The 19702-nt window shown below is 67.5% G+C and carries 19 protein-coding genes; 12 read left to right on the forward strand and 7 right to left on the reverse strand.

The features are described 5' to 3' along the window. Positions 1–3: 3 nt before the first annotated feature. Both A5651_RS16130 and A5651_RS16135 read right to left on the reverse strand, forming a co-directional pair. Complete coding sequence (locus tag A5651_RS16130; protein WP_066982711.1) at positions 4–981, reverse strand: alpha/beta fold hydrolase; 978 nt, start codon at positions 979–981, stop codon at positions 4–6. Then, the gene (locus tag A5651_RS16135) at positions 981–1490 is read right to left on the reverse strand and encodes a phage holin family protein (protein ID WP_066982714.1); all 510 of its coding nucleotides are present in this window, start codon (positions 1488–1490) and stop codon (positions 981–983) included. The genes A5651_RS16130 and A5651_RS16135 overlap by 1 nt, the downstream gene beginning before the upstream one ends. A gap of 135 nt (positions 1491–1625) precedes the next feature. On the opposite strand from A5651_RS16135, the gene A5651_RS16140 reads away from it, so the two are divergent. Continuing rightward, positions 1626–2342, forward strand: a complete 717-nt coding sequence (locus A5651_RS16140) for a S1 family peptidase (RefSeq protein WP_066982717.1) — start codon at positions 1626–1628, stop codon at positions 2340–2342. A gap of 5 nt (positions 2343–2347) precedes the next feature. On the opposite strand, the gene acs is transcribed toward A5651_RS16140, so the two are convergent. After that, positions 2348–4312: an acetate--CoA ligase gene (gene acs, locus A5651_RS16145; RefSeq protein ID WP_066982720.1), complete on the reverse strand. Its 1965-nt coding sequence runs from the start codon at positions 4310–4312 to the stop codon at positions 2348–2350. A 58-nt stretch (positions 4313–4370) separates the two neighbouring features. On the opposite strand from acs, the gene A5651_RS16150 reads away from it, so the two are divergent. Continuing rightward, on the forward strand, positions 4371–5114 hold the full coding sequence (locus A5651_RS16150; protein WP_066982723.1) for an oxidoreductase: 744 nt from the start codon (positions 4371–4373) through the stop codon (positions 5112–5114). A gap of 401 nt (positions 5115–5515) precedes the next feature. On the opposite strand, the gene A5651_RS16155 is transcribed toward A5651_RS16150, so the two are convergent. After that, the gene (locus tag A5651_RS16155; protein WP_066982726.1) at positions 5516–6385 is read right to left on the reverse strand and encodes an HAD-IB family hydrolase; all 870 of its coding nucleotides are present in this window, start codon (positions 6383–6385) and stop codon (positions 5516–5518) included. A 407-nt stretch (positions 6386–6792) separates the two neighbouring features. Between A5651_RS16155 and ssd the strand changes: the two genes are divergently transcribed. The 7 genes from ssd to A5651_RS25470 are packed head-to-tail and all read left to right on the forward strand — an operon-like array spanning position 6793 to position 11226. After that, entirely contained in the window at positions 6793–7851 is a 1059-nt protein-coding gene (gene ssd, locus A5651_RS16160) for a septum site-determining protein Ssd (RefSeq protein WP_066982729.1), read from the forward strand. Further along, the gene (locus A5651_RS16165; RefSeq protein WP_066982731.1) at positions 7848–9014 is read left to right on the forward strand and encodes a TadA family conjugal transfer-associated ATPase; all 1167 of its coding nucleotides are present in this window, start codon (positions 7848–7850) and stop codon (positions 9012–9014) included. Before ssd ends, A5651_RS16165 begins: the two co-directional genes overlap by 4 nt. Then, on the forward strand, positions 9011–9781 hold the full coding sequence (locus tag A5651_RS16170; protein WP_066982734.1) for a type II secretion system F family protein: 771 nt from the start codon (positions 9011–9013) through the stop codon (positions 9779–9781). Before A5651_RS16165 ends, A5651_RS16170 begins: the two co-directional genes overlap by 4 nt. Before the next feature lie 8 nt (positions 9782–9789). After that, positions 9790–10341, forward strand: a complete 552-nt coding sequence (locus tag A5651_RS16175) for a type II secretion system F family protein (protein WP_066982769.1) — start codon at positions 9790–9792, stop codon at positions 10339–10341. A 39-nt stretch (positions 10342–10380) separates the two neighbouring features. Then, positions 10381–10584, forward strand: a complete 204-nt coding sequence (locus tag A5651_RS16180) for a DUF4244 domain-containing protein (protein ID WP_066982736.1) — start codon at positions 10381–10383, stop codon at positions 10582–10584. Continuing rightward, positions 10581–10913, forward strand: a complete 333-nt coding sequence (locus A5651_RS25465) for a TadE family type IV pilus minor pilin (RefSeq protein ID WP_156662980.1) — start codon at positions 10581–10583, stop codon at positions 10911–10913. The genes A5651_RS16180 and A5651_RS25465 overlap by 4 nt, the downstream gene beginning before the upstream one ends. 34 nt (positions 10914–10947) lie before the next feature. Then, on the forward strand, positions 10948–11226 hold the full coding sequence (locus A5651_RS25470) for an Rv3654c family TadE-like protein (RefSeq protein WP_066982742.1): 279 nt from the start codon (positions 10948–10950) through the stop codon (positions 11224–11226). Here A5651_RS25470 and A5651_RS16195 read toward each other — a convergent pair. Together A5651_RS16195 and A5651_RS16200 are read right to left on the reverse strand one after the other, a co-directional pair. Next, positions 11223–12323 (reverse strand): PAS domain-containing protein, encoded by a 1101-nt coding sequence (locus tag A5651_RS16195; RefSeq protein WP_066982744.1) that lies wholly within the window; start codon positions 12321–12323, stop codon positions 11223–11225. The two genes, A5651_RS25470 and A5651_RS16195, sit on opposite strands and share 4 nt — an antisense overlap. A 296-nt stretch (positions 12324–12619) precedes the next feature. Further along, positions 12620–14941 (reverse strand): DEAD/DEAH box helicase, encoded by a 2322-nt coding sequence (locus A5651_RS16200; protein ID WP_066982747.1) that lies wholly within the window; start codon positions 14939–14941, stop codon positions 12620–12622. 266 nt (positions 14942–15207) lie between these two features. Between A5651_RS16200 and cspA the strand changes: the two genes are divergently transcribed. The 3 genes from cspA (at position 15208) to topA (ending at position 19045) form a co-directional block, all read left to right on the forward strand. Further along, a complete protein-coding gene (cspA, locus tag A5651_RS16205; RefSeq protein ID WP_066982775.1) occupies positions 15208–15411 on the forward strand; it encodes a cold shock protein CspA in 204 nt (67 codons plus the stop codon). Between the two features lie 125 nt (positions 15412–15536). Continuing rightward, positions 15537–16115: a hypothetical protein gene (locus tag A5651_RS16210; RefSeq protein ID WP_066982749.1), complete on the forward strand. Its 579-nt coding sequence runs from the start codon at positions 15537–15539 to the stop codon at positions 16113–16115. Positions 16116–16249: 134 nt separating this feature from the next. Beyond that, positions 16250–19045 carry a type I DNA topoisomerase gene (gene topA, locus A5651_RS16215; protein WP_066982752.1) on the forward strand — a complete coding sequence of 932 codons (2796 nt, stop codon included), beginning with the start codon at positions 16250–16252 and terminating at the stop codon, positions 19043–19045. Here the strand turns inward: topA and A5651_RS16220 are convergent. Then, on the reverse strand, positions 19046–19702 hold a 657-nt coding region (locus A5651_RS16220), incomplete at its 5' end, for an adenylate/guanylate cyclase domain-containing protein (RefSeq protein WP_197496641.1). It abuts the gene before it with no gap.

The following is a 19702-nucleotide window of genomic DNA, read 5'->3' on the forward strand; positions in this document are numbered from 1 at the left end:
GTCTCAGATGATGTCGAGGAAGCGGGACAATTGTTCGTTGACTTCTTCGGGCGCTTCCTCGTGTGCGAAATGCCCTGCGCCGGCGATCGATACATAGCGCCCGTGCGGCGCATAGCGCTGGGTCCGATGCACAGGGTCGGCCAGCACGTACGGGTCGGCGTCACCGCGAATGTGCAACATGGGCACGGACACGGGCTTTTTCATCAACCGGATGAACCGGCGCCCCTCGCCGCGTAGCTGACTGCGCACCGCCCAACGCTGGTACTCCAACGCGGAGTGGGCGGCCGACGGGATCTGGATGGCGCGGCGCATGTAGCCGATGGTTTCGGAGAAATCTGCAGAAGCAACCCATTTCGCGCTGGCACGGCTGCGCACCACGCGCTCCAACTCGGCCCCGTCGTGGCGGGTCAGTGCCCGTTCGGGCCACATCGGCAGCTGGTAGCGCAACATCCACGGCAGCAACGCGCGGCCCTGGCCGCGTCTGGTGAGCGTAGACGTGCGCAGCGCTGCGGGGTGCGGCGAGCTGACCACCGCGATCGCACGGACCATGCGCGGATGCAGCACCGATGTGGCCCAGCACACCAGGCCGCCGTCGGCGTGGCCGACCAGCGTCGCCGATGGATGGCCCAGCGCACGCACCAGCCCCGCGGTGTCACCGGCCAGCGTCCAGCCGTCGTAGCCGCGCGGCGGCTTGTCGCTGGCGCCGTAGCCGCGCAGGTCCACCGCGACCACACGGGCATTGCGCAGTCCGCGCAACTGGTGTCGCCACGACCACCAGAACGAGCCGAAACCGTGCAACAGGATCACCAGGGGCCGTTCGGTCCGCGGTTCCGCGATGTCGTCAGGCCTCGAGACGGCCTCCACCACGTGGAACCGGATGCCGTTGGCGTGCACCTCCAGATGGCGCCAAGGACCGTCGATGCGCACGACCGACGGGTCAGGCGGCCGTCCGATGTCGCCGCCGGTGCGGCTCCGCGCCATTACCAGCCGGACGGGTCCGCGGTCTGGGCCGCCGCGTCCGCGGAAAGCGCCTTGGCCTTGTCATGCCCCGGCGTCAACGCGTCGGGGATCTCCTTGACCGTCTCGATCGTCTTCTGTGGACCTCGAATGCGTCGCACCTTGAGATAGCCGAACAACGCCAGGACCGCGGTGACGACGACCATGACGCCGAACACGATCAGGAAGGCAACCCATCTCCACAGCCACGTATCGAGCAGTTCGGCGACGAAGAAGAAGAAAAAGAAGGTGGAGTAGAAGAGGACCACGAGCGCGGAGATGAAGAAGACGCTGCCGGTGAGCCCCTTCTTGACGTCGCGGGTGATTTCCGCGCGCGCCAGTTCGACTTCGGCGCGCACCAGCGTCGACACCTGCGCGGTCGCATCTTTGACCAGGTCACCGATCGACGGGTCGGGCTTGGGAGCGTGCGGATCGACCAGCGGTATCGCGGTCACGGTGCTCGGCACGCCGTTCTTCCGGTCGCTACTGCTCACGGAGGTCCTCCCGGGTCAGGTTCGTGGTCCGGCCTAGATGTTGCCACGTGGCGACGGGGTAAACGATCCCGGCCGAGCGATAGACTGGCCGTCGCAGGCGAGTAGGCGGGTCGGGACGTCGATGGGGGATCTGTTTTGAGGACCGGACACCGCTGGCTCCTGCGTCCGTGGTTTGTGCTGATGCTGCTGGCCGCTGTCGTGTCGCCGACCGCGCCGGTGGCGCAGGCCGACGACCCGGTGCCGCTGGGCGGTGGCTCTGGGCTGGTCGTCAACGGCGACACGTTGTGCACGCTGACCGCGATCGGTAACGACAGTCGGGGCAACCTGATCGGGTTCACCTCCGCGCACTGCGGTGGTCCCGGTGCGCAGGTGGGTGCCGAAGGAGCCGAGGCCAACGGCGTGCTCGGCACGATGGTCGCCGGTAACGACGCCCTCGACTATGCGGTGATCCAGTTCGACCCGCAGAAGGTGACGCCGGTCAACAACGTCGGCGGCTTCCAGATCGACGGCATCGGCCCCGATCCGGCGACCGGTGACGTCGCCTGCAAGCTCGGCCGCACCACGGGCTACTCCTGCGGCGTCGTGTGGGGGCCGGGCCAGGACCCCGGCACCATCGTCAGCCAGGTGTGCGGCCAGCCGGGGGACTCCGGCGGCCCGCTGACGGTCAACAACAAGCTCGTGGGCATGATCCACGGCGCGTTCGCCGAAGACCTGCCGACCTGCGTCGTGAAGTTCATCCCGCTGCATACTCCCGCGGTCGCGATGTCGATTAACACTCAGCTGGCCGACATCTCGGCGAAGAACCGCCCGGGAACGGGTTTCGTTCCGGTGGGGGCGACACCCGCGGCGTAGCCCGCTTACTTGCTCGCCCGGATGGCCTCGAACACGCTGGGGTCGACCAACGTCGACGTGTCGCCGAGCTCGCGGCCCTCGGCGACGTCGCGCAGCAGCCGCCGCATGATCTTGCCGCTACGGGTCTTGGGCAGCTCGGGCACCACGTGGATCTCGCGCGGCCGCGCGATCTTGCCGATCTCCTTGGCGACCTGCTCGCGCAGTTCCTCGACCATGTTGTCGTTGTCCTTGGCGTGCGACTCCAGGATGACGAAGGCGCAGATGCCCTGCCCCGTCGTTTCGTCCGACGCGCCGACGACGGCCGCTTCGGCGACACCGGAATGGCCGACGAGCGCCGACTCCACCTCGGTCGTCGAAATCCGGTGCCCCGAAACGTTCATCACGTCGTCGATGCGTCCGAGCAGCCAGATGCTGCCGTCGGCGTCGACGCGGGCGCCGTCACCGGCGAAATACCAGCCCTGCTCGGCATACCGTGACCAATAGGTGTCCTTGAACCGCTCGAGGTCATTCCAGATGCCGCGCAGCATCGACGGCCACGGCTGATCGAGCACCAGGTATCCGGTGACGTGCTCGGCCTCATCGGCGCCGGGCACCAACTCCTTGCCCTCTTCGTCGACGATGTTCGCGCTGATACCCGGCAGCGGCTGCATGGCCGAACCCGGCTTGGCGGCGGTGACGCCGGGCAGGGGCGAGATCATGATCGCTCCCGTTTCGGTCTGCCACCAGGTGTCGACGACAGGGGTTCGGTTGCCGCCGAAGGCATTTCGGTACCAGCGCCACGCCTCGGGATTGATCGGCTCACCGACCGAACCCAGTAGCCGCAGGCTGCTCAGATCATGGGCGTCGGGGAACTCGCTGCCCCACTTCATGAACATGCGAATCAGCGTCGGAGCAGTGTAATAGATTGTGACGCCGTACTTCTCAATGATCTCGAAGTGCCGGTGCTCGTCGGGGGAGTTCGGGGTGCCCTCGTATACCACCTGAGTGACGCCGTTGGACAAAGGTCCGTAGACGATGTAGGTGTGGCCGGTGACCCAGCCGATATCCGCTGTGCACCAATAGACATCGGTTTCCGGTTTGACGTCGAACACGTAGTAGTGCGTGTAAGAGGACTGGGTCAGATAGCCGCCGGAGGTGTGCACGATGCCCTTGGGCTTACCGGTGGTGCCCGAGGTGTAGAGCAGAAACAACGGATGCTCGGAATCGAAGGCCTCCGGTGTGTGTTCCGGTGAGGCCGGCTCGACGATGTCGTGCCACCAGAGATCGCGGCCGTCGGTCCACGGCGCCTCAATTCCAGTGCGGCGCACCACAACAACGTGCTCGACGGGGTTCTTGCCGCTCTTTTCGACGGCAGCGATGGCTTCGTCGACCGACTCCTTCAGTGAGGCCGCCGTGCCCCGACGGTATTGCCCGTCGGCGGTGATGACCAGTTTGGCTTCGGCGTCTTCGATGCGGGCGGCCAGCGCCGTCGCCGAGAACCCGGCGAAGACCACGGAGTGCAGCACGCCCAGCCGCGCGCAGGCCAGCATCGCGACGACGGCCTCCGGGATCATCGGCATGTAGATCGCGACGCGGTCGCCTGCGACCAGGCCGAGATCGGTCAGAGCATTGGCCGCTTTGGACACCTCGGCGAGCAGATCGGAGTAGGTAATGTCCCTGCTGTCGTCCTTGGGCTCGCCTTGCCAGCGGATGGCGACGCGGTCGCCGTGGCCCGCTTCCACGTGACGGTCGACGCAGTTGTAGGCGACGTTGAGCTTGCCGCCGACGAACCATTTGGCCACCGGGGCCTCCGACCAGTCCAGGACCTCACTGAACGGGGTATCCCAGGACAGGCGCTCGGCTTGTTTCGCCCAGAACGCCAGCCGGTCCTTCTCGGCCTCGGCGTACAGCTCGGCGGTCGCGTTCGCCTGGGCGGCGAAGTCGTCGGACGGGGGATACGTAGCGGGGCCTTCGGACTGGGTCTGCGACATAACTGTGAGCCTAGTCACCGACGAAACCTCCGACGTCCGCGTTGTTAACCTTGCCCGAATGACGTCGCACCCGCTGGCTCCGCTGGCCAAACTGCCCGGGGTGGCGGCCGCCGCCGAGGAAGCCCGCGAGGCGCTGGGCAAGGCACACCGACACCGCACCAACCTGCGGGGCTGGCCCGAGACCGCCGCCGAAGCCGCACTGCGCGCGGCGCGTGCGTCATCGGTACTCGAGGGCGGTGCGCTGCAACTGTCCGATATCGGCGAGCCTGATCCGCTACTAGCCGGTGCGCTGCGCGTCTCGGAGGCGTTGGAGGGCGGCGCCACCGCGCTCGTCGGGGTTTGGCAGAAGGCGCCGATGCAGGCCTTGGCGCGGCTGCATGCATTGGCCGCTGCGGACCTTGTCGACGACGAGCGCCTCGGCCGGCCGCGCGCCGACGCCGAGGTGATGCCGCGGCTGGAGTTGTTGGTCGACCTTGTCACCGGCAAATCGGTGATACCCGCGACCGTGCTCGCCGCGGTCGCGCACGGCGAGCTGTTGACGCTGGCGCCGTTTGGTACCGCCGACGGTCTGGTCGCGCGCGGTGTTTCGCGTCTGGTGACGATGGCCACCGGCTTGGACCCGCACGGTCTCGGCGTGCCGGAGGTGTTCTGGATGCGCAACCCCGGCGATTACCGAGCCGCCGCGCGCGGCTTCGCCTCGGGTACCCGCGACGGTCTGACCGCATGGCTGGTGCTGAGTTGTCAGGCGCTGCGCGCCGGCGCGAGGGAGGCCCTGTCGATCGCGGAGGGCGTGGCGAAGTAGAACCATTCAGCAAACTGAGAACGGGCGGCGTTCCGAATCTGTTCGGCTCGCCGCCCGCTAGCACGGACTCCGGTTACCAAGCGTGCTGTTCTGGTGTGCGTGGGTGGCCTCGGCGTCTTGCGATGCGCTACGACTGCAACCCTACCCAAAGGGTCGTCGTGGCCATCCGCTCTTCGCAACTACGCAGGCCCGCAACACTTTTGCCTAATCAGCGGCTTTAGCTCCGCGTGGGTGCCGGGATCCGTGCTGGGTAGCCTGATGCGGGAGATCGAGCCTTCTCTTCCGGCTCGAGCTTGGCCTCTCAGGCTTCCGTGGTTCCTTTGTACTACGTGACCCGGGTCACAGCAAGGGGCAATCCGCCGTGAGATTCGATCGTTACGGCGGGCCGGTCAGCTACCCGGTCAGAAAGCGAAGCGGCGCAGCAGTGAGTACGTCACCGCGCCGGCGAGCAGAGCGCTCAGGCTGACGGCGGCGGTTGTCGCCACGGCCGCGCCCGACGGTGCGGGAATGCGTTCACGCAGCGGCACCGGCCGTGAGAACGTCAGCACCGGCCAGCCGCGCGCGACGGCCTCTTTGCGCAGCCCGCGGTCGGGGTTTACCACGGTGGGATGGCCGACCGCTTCGAGCATCGGCAGGTCGGTGATCGAGTCGGAGTACGCGTAGCAGTGCTCGAGCGCATATCCCTCGCGGGCGGCGAGCTCGCGGATGGCCTGCACCTTGCCTTCGCCGTAGCAGTAATAGGCCACCTCGCCGGTGTACTGGCCGTCCTCGACAACCATCCGCGTCGCCATGGCATGGGTGGCACCGAGCGCCTTGGCGATCGGCGCGACGATCTCCTCGCCCGACGCCGAAACGATGACGACGTCGCGGCCACACAGCCGGTGATCGGCGATCAGGTCGGCGGCTTCGGCGAACACCAGGGGGTCGACGATGTCGTGCAGCGTCTCGCCGACGATCGCCTTCACCTGTTCCACGTCCCACCCTGTGCACATGTTGGTGACGTAGTTGCGCATCCGGTCCATCTGGTCGTGGTCGGCGCCCGACATCAGGAACAGGAACTGGGCGTAGGTCGACTTGAGTACGGCGCGTCTGTTAATTAGCCCTTGGTCGAAGAAGGGTTTGCTGAAAGCTAACGTGCTCGACTTAGCGATGACCGTTTTGTCGAGATCGAAGAATGCCGCGGTGCGAACGGGCTCTCCGGCGGGCGGTTGGGTTTGCGGTATCTCCGCCTGCGCGGCCGCCGGATCGGTTGCGGTCACAGCGCTCAGCATAGGGGGTATACCCGCAGCGACGGGCCGAGCGGCCAAAAAGGCAGTTCACGCCACCTGTGAATGGCAACATACCGCCGGCGAAAACTACTGCTTCCAAGAGCAAGCAGTACTTGCGCTTCTTGGGCTTTCCGTGTGTATAGTGAGGATTACTCGGCTTATGCCGGGTGTGCATCAGCCCGACCCCCCGGGGCTGATACACGACGACCTCCGCCTCCTCCCCCCCTGGCGGGGGTCGTCCCTTTTTCCGAGCCCTTTCGTTGTCCGGATAGGTCGGCGAGTGCGCCAACGTTGCGGAATCTCATTTTCGATGTGTGTGTTGCCACACGTTCTATCCACAGTTGAGACTTGATCCACAGAACTCGTGACGGCTCTGTCCGCCGTTGCGACGGCGCCCGCACAGTGGGCGGATGACTACGAGCAATGGCGTCCTCGCGATGCTTGCCGACGCCGCACTGCGCGACGAGGTCGACCGCGTGGCGGCCGCCGCCGGCGTGCCCGTCGTCCATGTTGCGAGACCGCCGAGCCGGCAGGCGTGGTCAGGCGCGTTGGCTGTGCTGCTCGATACCGCCCGCGCCGACGGGTGCGCCGCGCTACCTCGCCGCGGCTTCGTGCTGATGCTCTGCCGCGGTGAGCCGGACGCCGCCGAATGGCAGGCCGCCGTCGCCGTCGGCGCGCAGCGCGTCATGACACTGCCGTCGGACGAAGCCAATCTCGTGGCCGCCATCTCGGAAGCCGCCGCAGCCCGGCGCGACGGCGAGCGTCGCGGTCCCGTCGTCGCCGTGATGGCGGCTCGCGGTGGTGCGGGCGCGTCGGTGTTCGCTACCGCCCTCGCGCGCGCAGCGGGTGACGCCCTGCTCGTCGATGCCGACCCCTGGAGCGGTGGCATGGATCTGGTGGTCGGCACCGAAGACAAGCCGGGGCTGCGGTGGCCCGACCTCGCGGTGGAACACGGTCGGCTTGACTTCGCCGCGCTGCGGCAGGCGTTGCCGCGGCTGGACGGACTGAGCGTGCTGTCGGGCGTTCGGTCGGGCAACGACGTGGACGCCGGACCGTTGGCCGCCGTGGTCGACGCCGGTCGACGCGGCGGCGTCACGGTCGTCTGTGATCTGCCGCGGCGCATGACGCGCGCGGTCGAATTCACCCTAGACGCGGCCGATCTCGTGGTGCTCGTCGTCACCGCCGACGTCGGGGGTTGCGCCGCGGCGACCGCCGTCGCTCCAACGGTCAGCGCGATCAACGCGAATGTCGGTCTCGTGGTGCGCGGCCCCTCGCCCGCCGGCCTGCGGCCGACCGAGGTGGCGCGCATCGTCGAGCTGCCGCTGCTGGCGGCTGTGCGGGCGCAGCCCGGCCTTGCGATGATGCTGGAGCGCGGCGGTCTGCGGATTCCCCCGCGCTCGCCGCTGGGCGCCGCCGCGCGTCGGGTCATGACGCTGTTGGCGCGACATCCGTTGGCAGACGCCGCATGAGCGTGTCGTTGATCGACCGCGTCCGCGAGCGGCTGGCCGCGGAATCGGCGCCGCTTCGCCCGGACGTCGTGGCCGCCGCGATCCGTGCCGAATCCGGTGGCGTGCTCGGTGACACGGAGGTGCTGAGCAACCTGCGGATGTTGCAGACCGAGCTGACCGGCGTCGGCATCCTTGAGCCGCTGCTGAGCGCCGAAGGCACGACCGATGTCTTGGTCACCGCGCCGGACGCGGTCTGGGTCGACGACGGAAACGGGTTGCGTCGCAGCTCGATCAGGTTCGCCGACGAGGATGCGGTGCGGCGACTGGCGCAGCGCCTGGCGTTGAGCGTCGGGCGTCGGCTCGACGATGCGCAGCCGTGGGTCGACGGCCAACTCACCGGTGTCACCGCAGACGAGTTCACGGTCCGGTTGCACGCGGTGCTCGCGCCGATCGCAGCCGGCGGCACGTGTTTGTCGTTGCGGGTGCTGCGCCCCGCGACACAGGATCTTGCGACGCTCACCGAAACCGGCGCGATCGCGCCCGAGGCCGCACAGTTGCTCGACAAGGTCATCGCCGCGCGGCTGGCCTTTCTGGTGTCGGGCGGCACCGGAGCGGGCAAGACGACGCTGCTGTCGGCGGCGCTTGGCGAGGTGTCGCCCGACGAACGGATCGTCTGCGTCGAGGACGCTGCCGAACTGCAACCTCGGCACCCACATCTGGTGAAGCTCGTCGCGCGCTCCGCGAATGTCGAAGGGGTGGGCGCGATCACGGTGCGCGACCTGGTGCGGCAGGCGTTGCGCATGCGGCCCGACCGAATCGTCGTCGGTGAGGTCCGCGGCGCGGAAGTCGTCGACCTGCTGGCCGCCCTCAACACCGGCCACGATGGCGGCGCGGGCACCGTGCATGCGAACAATCCGGGAGAGGTGCCGGCCCGGCTCGAGGCACTGGCGGCGCTCGGCAACCTCGACCGGTTCGCGTTGCACAGCCAACTGGCCGCTGCGGTGCAGGTGCTGCTGCACGTCGACCGGGACCCGTCCGGGAAGCGCAGGCTCCACGAGATCGCGGTGCTGCACCGGGACGGCACCGGGTTGGTCGGGGTGGCCACCGCATGGCACGCCGATGACGGGTTCGGCGGCGGCGCAGACGATCTGGTGACCATGCTCAGCGCCCGGGGTGTGCGATGACGGCCGCGGCGCTCTCGTTGGCTCTGGCCTTGCTGGTGGCGCCGTCGCGTCATCGCCTGGACCGTCGGGTCGCCCCGCGGCGCCGGCTTCCGTCGCTGGCGTCGGGTGCCGCGCTCGCCGCAGTGACGGCGTTGACGTTGCCGCTGCCGCTCACGCTCGCCGCGGGCGTGTCGACCGGGACGCTTGTGTCGCGCCGGCGCCGGGCGGTGGCCCGACGGGCACGGGCGGCGGAGGCGTGCGCACTGCAAGGCGCGCTGGACGTACTCGTAGGCGAACTTCGGGTCGGCGCGCACCCGGTCGCGGCGTTCGAAGTCGCCGCCCGCGAGACGGACGGCACCGTCGCGCACAGCCTGCGCGCGGTCGCAGCCCGGGCCCGGCTGGGTGCCGACGTCGCGGTGGGGCTGCGCTGTTTCTCCGCGTCCTCGCGGATGCCCGCGCACTGGGAACGGCTGGCATTGTTCTGGCGGCTTGCACAGAGCCACGGGTTGGCCATCGCGACACTCATGCGGGCGGCGCACCGAGACATTGTTGAGCGCGAACGGTTCTCGGCTCGGGTGGACGCCGGGATGGCCGGTGCCCGCACCACTGCCGCGGTGTTGGCTGGGCTTCCGGTGCTCGGCATCGGACTCGGGCAACTCATCGGAGCGGATCCCGTCGGCTTTTTGCTGTCGCCGGGTTTCGGCGGCTGGCTGCTGGTGGTCGGGGTGACGCTGGCCTGCGGCGGGCTGCTGTGGTCGGATCGCATCACCGGGCGGGCGCTGACGTGATCGCGTGCATGTTGCTGGCGGCGGCCCTGATGGTTGCCGGGCGCCCGTCGCGGGCCCGCGGTCCGGGCGCCGTTCGGCCGGTGCGCGTTTCGCCGGCATCCGACTCGGATGCGTTGGCCGCGGCATCGACGTTCGACGTGCTGGCCGCGTGTCTGACGTCCGGCATGGCGGTGTCGGCCGCGGCGGCGGCCGCCGCACCGTCGGCGCCGCACCGGCTCGGCATGGCGCTCGGGCGCGCGGCGGACATGCTCGCGCTGGGCGCGGATCCCGCTGCGGCGTGGTCGAACTCCGAGATCGAGCTCGACGACCACGGCGAGGCGCTCCTACGACTCGCTCGCCGGTCGGCGGCGTCGGGGGCTGCGCTCGCCCAGGGCGTCACCGATCTCGCGGACCAGGCCCGCCACGCGGCCCTCTCGGCTGCCGACGCCAGGGCCCAACGGGCGTCCGTGCTCATCGCGGGTCCGCTGGGCCTGTGCTATCTGCCGGCGTTCGTGTGCCTGGGCATCGTGCCGATCGTCGCAGGCCTCGCAGGTGACGTACTGCGGTCGGGTCTGGCATGACCCGCTGCGATCGATTCAATTTACGAGAAGGGAAAATCGATGACAGCGAACATGACCCGCCGATTGAGGGCGCGAATGCTGCTGATGCTGGTCGACGAGGCCGGCATGTCCACCGTCGAGTACGCCATCGGCACCATCGCGGCCGCGGCGTTCGGCGCGATCCTGTATACGGTCGTCACCGGCGATTCAATTGTCAGCGCGTTGACCAACATCATCACCCGCGCGCTGAACACCAACGTCTGACCGGCGACCATGGCGCCGTCACCGTCGAGGCAGCGTTCGCCATCGCCGCCCTGGTGGTGGTTCTGCTGTTGTGTACGGCCGGGCTCACCGCCGTGTCGATGCAGGTGCGCTGCCTTGATGCGGCGCGGGAGGCCGCCCGCCTTGCAGCCCGCGGAGACGACAGCAACGCCGCGCAAGCCGCGCGCGCTATCGCACCGGCAGGGGCGAACCTCGATCTGCGTCGCGAAGGCGGTTTGGTCATCGCGACGGTCACCGCCCGTTCGGCACTTTTGCCAGGCATCCCGATCCGGGCCGACATGGTGGCGGCCGTCGAGCCGACTGCAGGGTGACCGCGGTTCGGCGACGCTGATCGCGGTCGCGATCATGGCCGTCCTGGTGAGCATCACCGCGGGCGGCATCTACGTCGGCTCGGCCGTGGTCGCTCGGCACCGGGCGCAGGGGGCCGCCGATCTGGCCGCATTGGCGGCCGCGGCGCGGTTGCCCGAAGGCGCCGCAGCGGCATGCGCCCACGCGTCGTCCACTGCGCACGCGACCGAGGTCGTATTGGCTGACTGCAGAATCGACGAGCTCGACGTCGTTGTCACCGTGACTGCGGGCAGGGCCAGCGCGGCGGCCAGGGCCGGGCCTACAGAAGCGGGTTAACCGCGTTTAGCCCTTTTCTTCTTGTCTTTCTTTTCCTTCTTACGCTTGCTCTTTCGCGACTTCTTGCCAGCGGAGTCGTCGTCGTCGGTGAACTCCACCAGCGACAGCTCTTCTTCCGTCGGCAGGCGCAATGTCACCAATGCCGCGTACGTGTCCGGTTCCAGCTCAATGCGATTGACGGTCACATGTACCGGCGTCCATCCGCCCTCGTGCGTGCGCAAGCGCAACACTCCGCTGGTGGCTCCGTTGGTGTACTCCAGCGTCATTCGCGCCATGTGCAGCGCGTCGGCCGGGTTGACCGACTCCTTACCGGCCTCGTGAGCATGCCAGTCGAAAAACCCCGGCGGCTCGTCGAGCCACTTCAGCAGGGTCCAGTGGCCGGGATCGACCAACGCCCGGTGCACGCCGGGAAGAGCTTGGCCGTCGAGAATCCGTTCCGCAAGATGATCGGGCGGCAGCACAGGCCCCTCTGGCTCGGCGCGCCAGTTCATGGCACGGCAGATCAGCCGCTCGCTGCCGTCATCTTGCGTTTCCACCGCGGCACGTGCGACGAAGCCGACCGAGATGGTCTCACCCTGATAATCGGTGAGCGTCCAGGTGCTACACAGCTTCATCCCGGGCTCGGCGCTGATCGCCATCGACAACGCCTTCGACTCGTTCGGGTTCAGCGAGCGTGGCATGTCGTCGGCCAATGTCCGGCCGTGGACGTGTTCGGTCGAGGGGTCGCGGCCGCTGTTGTAGATCGACTCGGGCGTGTGAGTGGCGATCCCGCGGGTCAGATCCCACTTCAACGGACCGGGCACCATCCGCTCCGGGGGTTCGGTGCCCAGCGGTCCGATCCACACGTGAACGCCGTGCACCCGCCCGTCTGACATCACCACGGGCTCAGTCCGGATTACGCGGTCATTCCTCGGCGTGATCGTGCTCATCGCCTCACCAGCGGCCACGGTTTCGGATATCGCGGTCTGAATCGCCATCAGATCCGGACTTCGTCGCAGAAAAACGCTGATCGGAATGAGGTTCCTGGTCTGGCGGCCATCGGCCACCACGACGGGCTCGCTGCCAAGGGTTTCCACGAGCAGCCAGTCGTGGCTCATGCGGCAAATCTTACAGTTGTGCGGATTGCGAACGGCCTGGCGAGACCGACAACGAAATCCGTAGCGTTCTGGTGTGGACCATGAATTTTACGGCCGCGAAAATCCCTGGCTAAGTTGCTCGGACCGCCGCGACGAGGTAATTTACGTTTACGCGAAGGCAATTGGGGCAACAACGAATTACGTTGTAGTCAATTCGTCTCAACGGCTCTCGCGCTCGGCGTGCCCGATCCGGCACCGTCGATTGCTGGTCCACGGGGGCGGCCGTCGAGGGGTCGGCCGTCGCCGTTGACCTTCTGTCAGCGCACGCCCAATTCCCGAAGCACCAATCGCAGCACCCTAACCGCTCCCGATTTGTCGAGCGGGTCGTTACCATTGCCGCACTTCGGCGACTGTACGCACGACGGGCAGCCGGCCGGACATTCGCAGGCCTCGATCGCGTCGGCCGTCGCCTTCCACCACGTGGCGATCTGCTCGAAGCCGCGATCGGCGAAGCCGGCACCGCCCGGATAGCCGTCGTAGACGAAGATGGTCGGCAGACCCGCGACGGGTCCAACCGCCGTCGACAACCCACCGATGTCGCCGCGGTCGCAACTGGCCACCAGGGGGAGCAGGCCGATCGCGGCATGTTCGGCGGCGTGCAGGGCGCCGGGTATCCGCAGTGGTTCGATACCGTTGTCCTGCAGTGCTTCCGGGGTGACCGTGCACATGACCGCCTTGGTGTCCAGGGTGCGGGTCGGCATATCGAGCTCGACGAAGTCGATCACCTCGCCGCTCAGCTCACGGCGCAGGTAGCCGATCACAGTGTTGCTGACCGACACCGGGACCAGCCCAATCGTGGTCGACCCGAACGTCTTCCGCTCTCCCTCTCCGGTGACCGCGATGTCGGTGAGCTCACGCGCGAACGTCGTGTAGCCGGGGTCGTCGGCATGCACGAACGCCACGCCGTCCTCGAAATCGAGTGAGTCGACCAGATAGGACTCGCCCTGGTGCAGATAAACCGCGCCGGGGTGGACCGTCGCCGGCGCCCGCCCGACGTCGGCGCTGCCGAGTAGCCGGCCGGTCTCGGTCTCGAGGATCGCGATTTGACCGCCCGACGAGCCGCGGATGTCCACGGCGGGGTGCGGGTCGACACCGGGGCTGGGAAAGTATCCGCTCGGTCGTCGGCGCAGCAACCCGTCGTCGACGAGCGACTCAGCGACCGCATCGGCGTTCCATGCGCGCACCTCCGCGTCGGTCAACGGCAGCTCCGTTGCGGCGCAGAGCAATTGCGGGCCGAGCACATAGGGGTTTCCAGGGTCGATGACGACGCGTTCAATCGGCTTGTCCAGCAATGCTTCCGGATGATGCACCAAATACGTATCCAGGGGGTCATCTCGGGCGATCAACAGGATCAGTGCGCCTTGACCGCGCCGGCCTGACCGACCGGCCTGCTGCCAGAACGACGTTACCGTCCCGGGAAAACCGGCCAGCACCACCGCATCGAGTCCGGCGATGTCGACGCCGAGCTCAAGGGCGTTGGTGCTGGCCAAACCTCGCAGATCGCCTTCGGCCAGCGCGCGTTCCAGAGCGCGGCGGTCCTCGGCGAGATAGCCGGCGCGATACGACGCGACGCGGCTCGCGAGCTCGGGCGCGACGTCCTCCAGCCGGGCGCGCGCGCCCAGCGCGGTGAGCTCCGCGCCGCGGCGGGACCGGACGAACGTCAGCGTGCGCGCCCCTTCGGCGATCAGGTCCGCCATCACCCGTGCCGCCTCTGCGCCCGCCGATCGTCGTACCGGAGCGCCGTTTTCGCCGACCATGTCGGTACGCAGCGCCGGTTCCCATAACGCGACCGTGCGTTCGCCTTGCGGTGAGCCGTCCTCGGTCACTTCGAGCACGGTCTGCCCGATCAGCTCGGATGCGGTGGCCGCGGGTGAGGCCGTCGTCGCGCTGGCGAAGATGACCGTCGGCATCGAATGGTCAGCGGAATACCGTGTGCACAACCGAAGCAGCCTGCGCAGCACCATCGCCACATTGGAGCCGAAAACTCCGCGGTAGTAATGACATTCGTCGACGACGATGTAGCGCAGGTTCCGCAGGAACACCGCCCACCGCGCGTGGTTGCGCAACATCGACAGATGGATCATGTCGGGGTTGGAGAAGATCCACCGCGAGCGTTCGCGGGCGAAACGACGCACCTCTGTTGGACTGTCGCCGTCATAGGCGCTCGGTGCAACGGTGCTCAGCTTATCCACGGCGCTCGTCAGCGCCTGCGCGCTCCGGAGTTGGTCGTGGCCGAGTGCCTTTGTCGGGGAAAGGTACAACGCTCGGGAACGAGGGTCTGTGGCGAAGGCCGTCAGGATCGGCAGCTGATAGGCCAACGACTTGCCCGACGCAGTGCCGGTGCTGAGCACGACATGGCGTCCCTCATGGGCGAGGTCGGCCGCCTCGAGTTGGTGCGACCACGGGGCGGTGATTCCCTGATCATGGAACGCGCGCAGTACATCCGGGTCGGCCCATCGCGGCCACGCCTGCGGCCGTGCCTGTCGTGGCGGCAGGTCCGCAACGTGGCGTAGCGGCTTCTCCTCCGGATCGGTTCCCTCGACCGCGCAGGAGAGCAGCTCGCGGCCGAAATCCGACATCGTTCACCCTCCTGTTAGGGAATTGTTCCCTAGTTGCTGCTCCAAGACTGTCGCGGGAGCTCCGAACATGATTGACTAAGGGCGGTCGCAGCTTCTGTGTTCGTGTATATGCACTCGCAGGATCGACGTTGCGGTCGCGGTTCCTGCGAGGGTTGTAGGTCGGGTCAAGTTCCGGCGACACCGCGTTGGTATGGCGGTCGGAACGGGCCCGGTACACCGGAAGTCGGTGGACCGCTCCCGGTATGAAGAGAAGGAAAGAACGAAAGATGCCACAGGGAACTGTGAAGTGGTTCAACGCGGAGAAGGGCTTCGGCTTCATCGCTCCTGAAGATGGGTCGGCGGACGTGTTTGTCCACTACACGGAGATTCAGGGATCCGGCTTCCGGACTCTCGAAGAGAATCAGAAAGTCGAGTTCGAGGTCGGTCAGAGCCCCAAGGGCCCGCAGGCAACCGGTGTTCGGTCCATCTAAGTAACGAACCTGACGAATCCCCCCCGCACTAGTCCCCGACAGGACCGGCGGGGGGTTTTCGTTTCTGGCCAGAACTGCGGCCCGCCGACAGCGCAGCGCCGCTTGACTGGCCTACTGTCGTTTCCGTGAGCCAGCTGTCGTTCTTCTCGGCAGAGTCGGTACCGCCCGCGGTGGCCGACCTGACGGGTCTGCTCGCCGCACCAGGACAGGTGGTCATGGTGGGTGAGGGAGCGCGGCTGTCGGTCGTGGTGGAGCATTTGTGGCGAGCGGTCGCGCTGGCCGAGATGATCGTCGACGCCGGCCTCGAACCCGAGATCAGCCGGACCGACGAGAACACCCCGCTGGTCCGCACGGCGGTCGACACCCGGCTGCTCGGCATCGCCGCCGACTGGACCAGGGGAGCGGTCAAGACGGTCCCGCCGCAGTGGCTGCCAGGCCCGCGCGAACTGCGGGCCTGGACGCTGGCGGCCGGAACGCCGGAAGCCGACCGCTATCTACTAGGACTTGACCCGCACGCGCCCGACACCCATGCCGCGCTCGCCTCGGCGATGATGCGGGTGGGGATTGCGCCCACTCTGATCGGGACCAGGGGCTCGCGTCCCGCGCTGCGAATCAGCGGCCGCCGACGGCTATCACGCCTGGTAGAGAACGTGGGGGAACCCCCAGAAGACGTCGAGGCGTTCTCGGCTTGGCCCCGGATCTAACGCCCTGACGCCGGAGAGTCAGTTTGCGTCGGCCCGCCCGGGGTGCCAAATTGTCAGTTGCCGAGGGCGAGGGATAGCCGATAACGCATGATTCCGCGTCGGAGGGCAACATCAGAAGTGGAGCGTAGGCACAGTTGGCTGACGAGGACCGCGGCAGCGGCCGCAACGGTGGTGTGCGGCGACTCGTCATTGTCGAGTCGCCTACCAAGGCACGCAAAATTGCTAGTTACCTGGGCTCCAATTACATCGTCGAGTCGTCCCGCGGACATATCAGGGACTTACCCCGCAACGCCGCCGATGTGCCCGCGAAGTACAAATCGGAGCCGTGGGCGCGCCTCGGGGTCAACGTCGAGGACAACTTCGAGCCGCTTTACATCATCAGCCCGGAGAAGAAAAGCACGGTCGCCGAGCTGAAAGACTTGCTCAAGAACGTCGACGAGCTGTATCTGGCGACTGACGGTGACCGCGAGGGCGAGGCCATCGCCTGGCATCTCCTGGAGACGCTGAAGCCCCGGGTGCCGGTCAAGCGGATGGTGTTCCATGAGATCACCGAGCCCGCGATCCGGGCGGCCGCCGAGGATCCCCGCGACCTGGACAACGACCTGGTCGACGCCCAGGAAACCCGCCGCATCCTGGACCGGCTGTACGGCTACGAGGTCAGCCCCGTGCTGTGGAAGAAGGTCGCGCCGAAGCTGTCGGCCGGCCGCGTCCAGTCGGTGGCAACCCGCATCATCGTCCAGCGCGAGCGCGAGCGGATGGCGTTCCGCAGCGCCGGCTACTGGGACGTCACCGCCGAGCTCGACGCCAGCGTCTCAGACGCCCAGGCCTCCCCGCCGACCTTTACCGCCAAGCTCAACACCGTCGACGGCAAGCGCGTGGCCACCGGCCGCGACTTCGACTCGCTCGGACAGCTGAAGAAACCCGACGAAGTGCTGGTGCTCGACGAGACCAGTGCCGGTGCGTTGGCGGCCGGGCTGCGCGGTGCGCACCTGGAAGTCGCCTCGGTCGAGCAAAAGCCTTACACGCGTAAGCCTTATGCGCCGTTCATGACGTCGACGCTGCAGCAGGAGGCCGGCCGCAAGCTCCGGTTCTCCTCGGAGCGCACGATGAGCATCGCTCAGCGGCTGTACGAGAACGGCTACATCACCTATATGCGTACCGACTCCACGACGCTGTCGGAGTCGGCGATCACCGCCGCGCGCAATCAGGCCCGCCAGCTCTACGGCGAGGAGTACGTCCATCCGACCGCCCGCCAGTACACGCGCAAGGTCAAAAACGCGCAGGAGGCACACGAAGCCATCCGCCCCGCCGGTGACGTGTTCTCCACACCGGGTCAGCTGCACGGCCAGCTCGACACCGACGAGTTCCGTCTCTACGAGCTGATCTGGCAGCGCACCGTCGCCTCGCAGATGGCCGATGCGCGCGGTACGACGCTGTCGCTGCGCATTGCGGGCACGTCGAGCGACGGCCAGCAGGTGGTCTTCAACGCCAGCGGCCGCACCATCACTTTCGCGGGCTTCCTGAAGGCCTACGTCGAAAGCATCGACGAGCTGGCCGGCGGCGAGTCTGACGATGCCGAGAGCCGGCTGCCGAACCTGCAGCAGGGCCAGCGCGTCGACGCCAAGGAGCTGACGCCCGACGGGCACACCACCACACCGCCGGCCCGCTACACCGAGGCGTCGCTGATCAAGGCGCTGGAAGAGCTGGGCATCGGCCGGCCGTCGACGTACTCGTCGATCATCAAGACCATCCAGGACCGCGGCTACGTCCACAAGAAGGGCAGCGCGCTGGTGCCGTCGTGGGTGGCGTTCGCCGTCACCGGACTGCTCGAGCAGCACTTCGGGCGGCTGGTCGATTACGACTTCACCGCGGCCATGGAGGACGAGCTCGACGAGATCGCGGCAGGCCACGAGCAACGCACCACGTGGCTGTCCAATTTCTATTTCGGTGGCGACCACGGTGTGCCGCAGTCGATTGCGCGTTCCGGCGGCTTAAAGAAGCTCGTCGGAGGCAACCTCGAGGAGATCGACGCCCGAGAAATCAACTCCATCAAGCTGTTTGACGATGAGCAGGGCCGAGCCATCTATGTGCGGGTCGGCAAGAACGGTCCGTACCTTGAGCGGACGGTCACTGGTGAAGACGGCGAGCCGAAGCCGCAGCGCGCCAACCTCAACGACTCGCTGACACCGGACGAGCTGACGCTGGAGCTGGCCGAGAAGCTGTTCTCCACTCCGCAGGAGGGCCGCTCGCTGGGCATCGATCCCGAGACCGGCCACGAAATCGTCGCCAAGGACGGACGTTACGGCCCGTATGTGACCGAGGTGCTGCCCGAGCCGGACGAACCCGAGGACGGCGCGCCCGCCAAGAAGGGCAAGAAGCCGACGGGCCCCAAGCCGCGCACCGGTTCGCTGTTGCGGTCGATGGACCTTGAGACGGTTACGCTCGAGGATGCGCTGCGGCTGCTGTCGCTGCCGCGGGTGGTCGGCGTCGACCCCAACACCGGTGAGGAGATCACCGCGCAGAATGGGCGTTACGGCCCGTACCTGAAGCGCGGCACCGACTCTCGTTCATTGGCCACCGAAGAGCAGATGTTCGACATCACGCTCGAGGAAGCGCTCAAGATCTACTCGGAGCCGAAACGCCGTGCAGGACAACGCGCGGCCGCCCCGCCCCTGCGTGAGCTGGGTGAGGACCCGGCGACGGGCAAGCCGATGGTCATCAAGGACGGTCGGTTCGGGCCCTATGTCACCGACGGTGAGACCAACGCCAGCCTGCGCAAGGGTGACGACGTGCTGTCGATCACCGATGAGCGGGCCGCCGAGTTGCTGGCCGACCGGCGTGCACGCGGTCCGGTGAAGCGCACGGGGAAGAAGACGGCCAGGAAGGCCGCGAAGAAGGCTCCTGCCAAGAAGGCTGCCAAGAAAAGCTAGCTAGCGCGAAACGTCGCTGGAGACCTCGTCGTCTGATTCCTGGTTCGCGTCGACGAGGTTCAGCGGGCGGGCGAGCTGGGTGGGCGCGACGCGGCCGCGCAACTCGACGATCTCGCCGACGTCCCAGCACAGCGCCTCGGCGTCCAGCGCCGCGCTGACCGCGATCGCCGAGGCCAGGACGTGGCCTTCTTCGAGCTTGGCGAGCTCGGTGAGGCGGGCGGCCTCGTTGACCGGGTCGCCGATCACGGTGTACTCGAAACGGGCCTGGGCGCCGATGTGGCCGGCGATGGCGCGGCCCGCCGACACCCCGATGCCGAACTCCATGTCCGAGCCCAGCACGCCGAGCAGTTCGTCGTGCAGTTCGCGGGAAGCCGCCAGCGCCGCCCCCGAAGCGTCGGGATGCTCGATCGGTGCGCCGAAGATGGCCAGTGCGGCGTCGCCCTGGAATTTGTTGACGAACCCGCCGTGGCGGTTGACGGTGTCGACGACGACACGGAAGAAGTCGTTGAGAAGGTTCACGACGTCGGCCGCGGGCCGGGTCGAGGCCAGCTGCGTCGAACCCACCAGATCGACGAACAGCACCGCCACGTCGCGTTCCTGGCCGCCGAGTTCGGTGCCGCGTTCCAGCGCGCGTCGGGCGACGTCCTCACCGACGTA

Source organism: Mycobacterium sp. 1274761.0 (genome assembly GCF_001668615.1).
Classification (GTDB): Bacteria; Actinomycetota; Actinomycetes; order Mycobacteriales; family Mycobacteriaceae; genus Mycobacterium.

Coding starts and splice junctions, on each gene's coding strand:
- A5651_RS16130 (WP_066982711.1), bottom strand. CDS start 981: ATGGCGCGGAGCCGCACCGGCGGCGACATCGGACGGCCGCCTGACCCG.
- acs (WP_066982720.1), bottom strand. CDS start 4,312: ATGTCGCAGACCCAGTCCGAAGGCCCCGCTACGTATCCCCCGTCCGAC.
- A5651_RS16150 (WP_066982723.1), top strand. CDS start 4,371: ATGACGTCGCACCCGCTGGCTCCGCTGGCCAAACTGCCCGGGGTGGCG.
- A5651_RS16155 (WP_066982726.1), bottom strand. CDS start 6,385: ATGCTGAGCGCTGTGACCGCAACCGATCCGGCGGCCGCGCAGGCGGAG.
- ssd (WP_066982729.1), top strand. CDS start 6,793: ATGACTACGAGCAATGGCGTCCTCGCGATGCTTGCCGACGCCGCACTG.
- A5651_RS16165 (WP_066982731.1), top strand. CDS start 7,848: ATGAGCGTGTCGTTGATCGACCGCGTCCGCGAGCGGCTGGCCGCGGAA.
- A5651_RS16170 (WP_066982734.1), top strand. CDS start 9,011: ATGACGGCCGCGGCGCTCTCGTTGGCTCTGGCCTTGCTGGTGGCGCCG.
- A5651_RS16175 (WP_066982769.1), top strand. CDS start 9,790: ATGTTGCTGGCGGCGGCCCTGATGGTTGCCGGGCGCCCGTCGCGGGCC.
- A5651_RS16180 (WP_066982736.1), top strand. CDS start 10,381: ATGACAGCGAACATGACCCGCCGATTGAGGGCGCGAATGCTGCTGATG.
- A5651_RS25470 (WP_066982742.1), top strand. CDS start 10,948: ATGGCCGTCCTGGTGAGCATCACCGCGGGCGGCATCTACGTCGGCTCG.
- A5651_RS16195 (WP_066982744.1), bottom strand. CDS start 12,323: ATGAGCCACGACTGGCTGCTCGTGGAAACCCTTGGCAGCGAGCCCGTC.
- A5651_RS16200 (WP_066982747.1), bottom strand. CDS start 14,941: ATGTCGGATTTCGGCCGCGAGCTGCTCTCCTGCGCGGTCGAGGGAACC.
- cspA (WP_066982775.1), top strand. CDS start 15,208: ATGCCACAGGGAACTGTGAAGTGGTTCAACGCGGAGAAGGGCTTCGGC.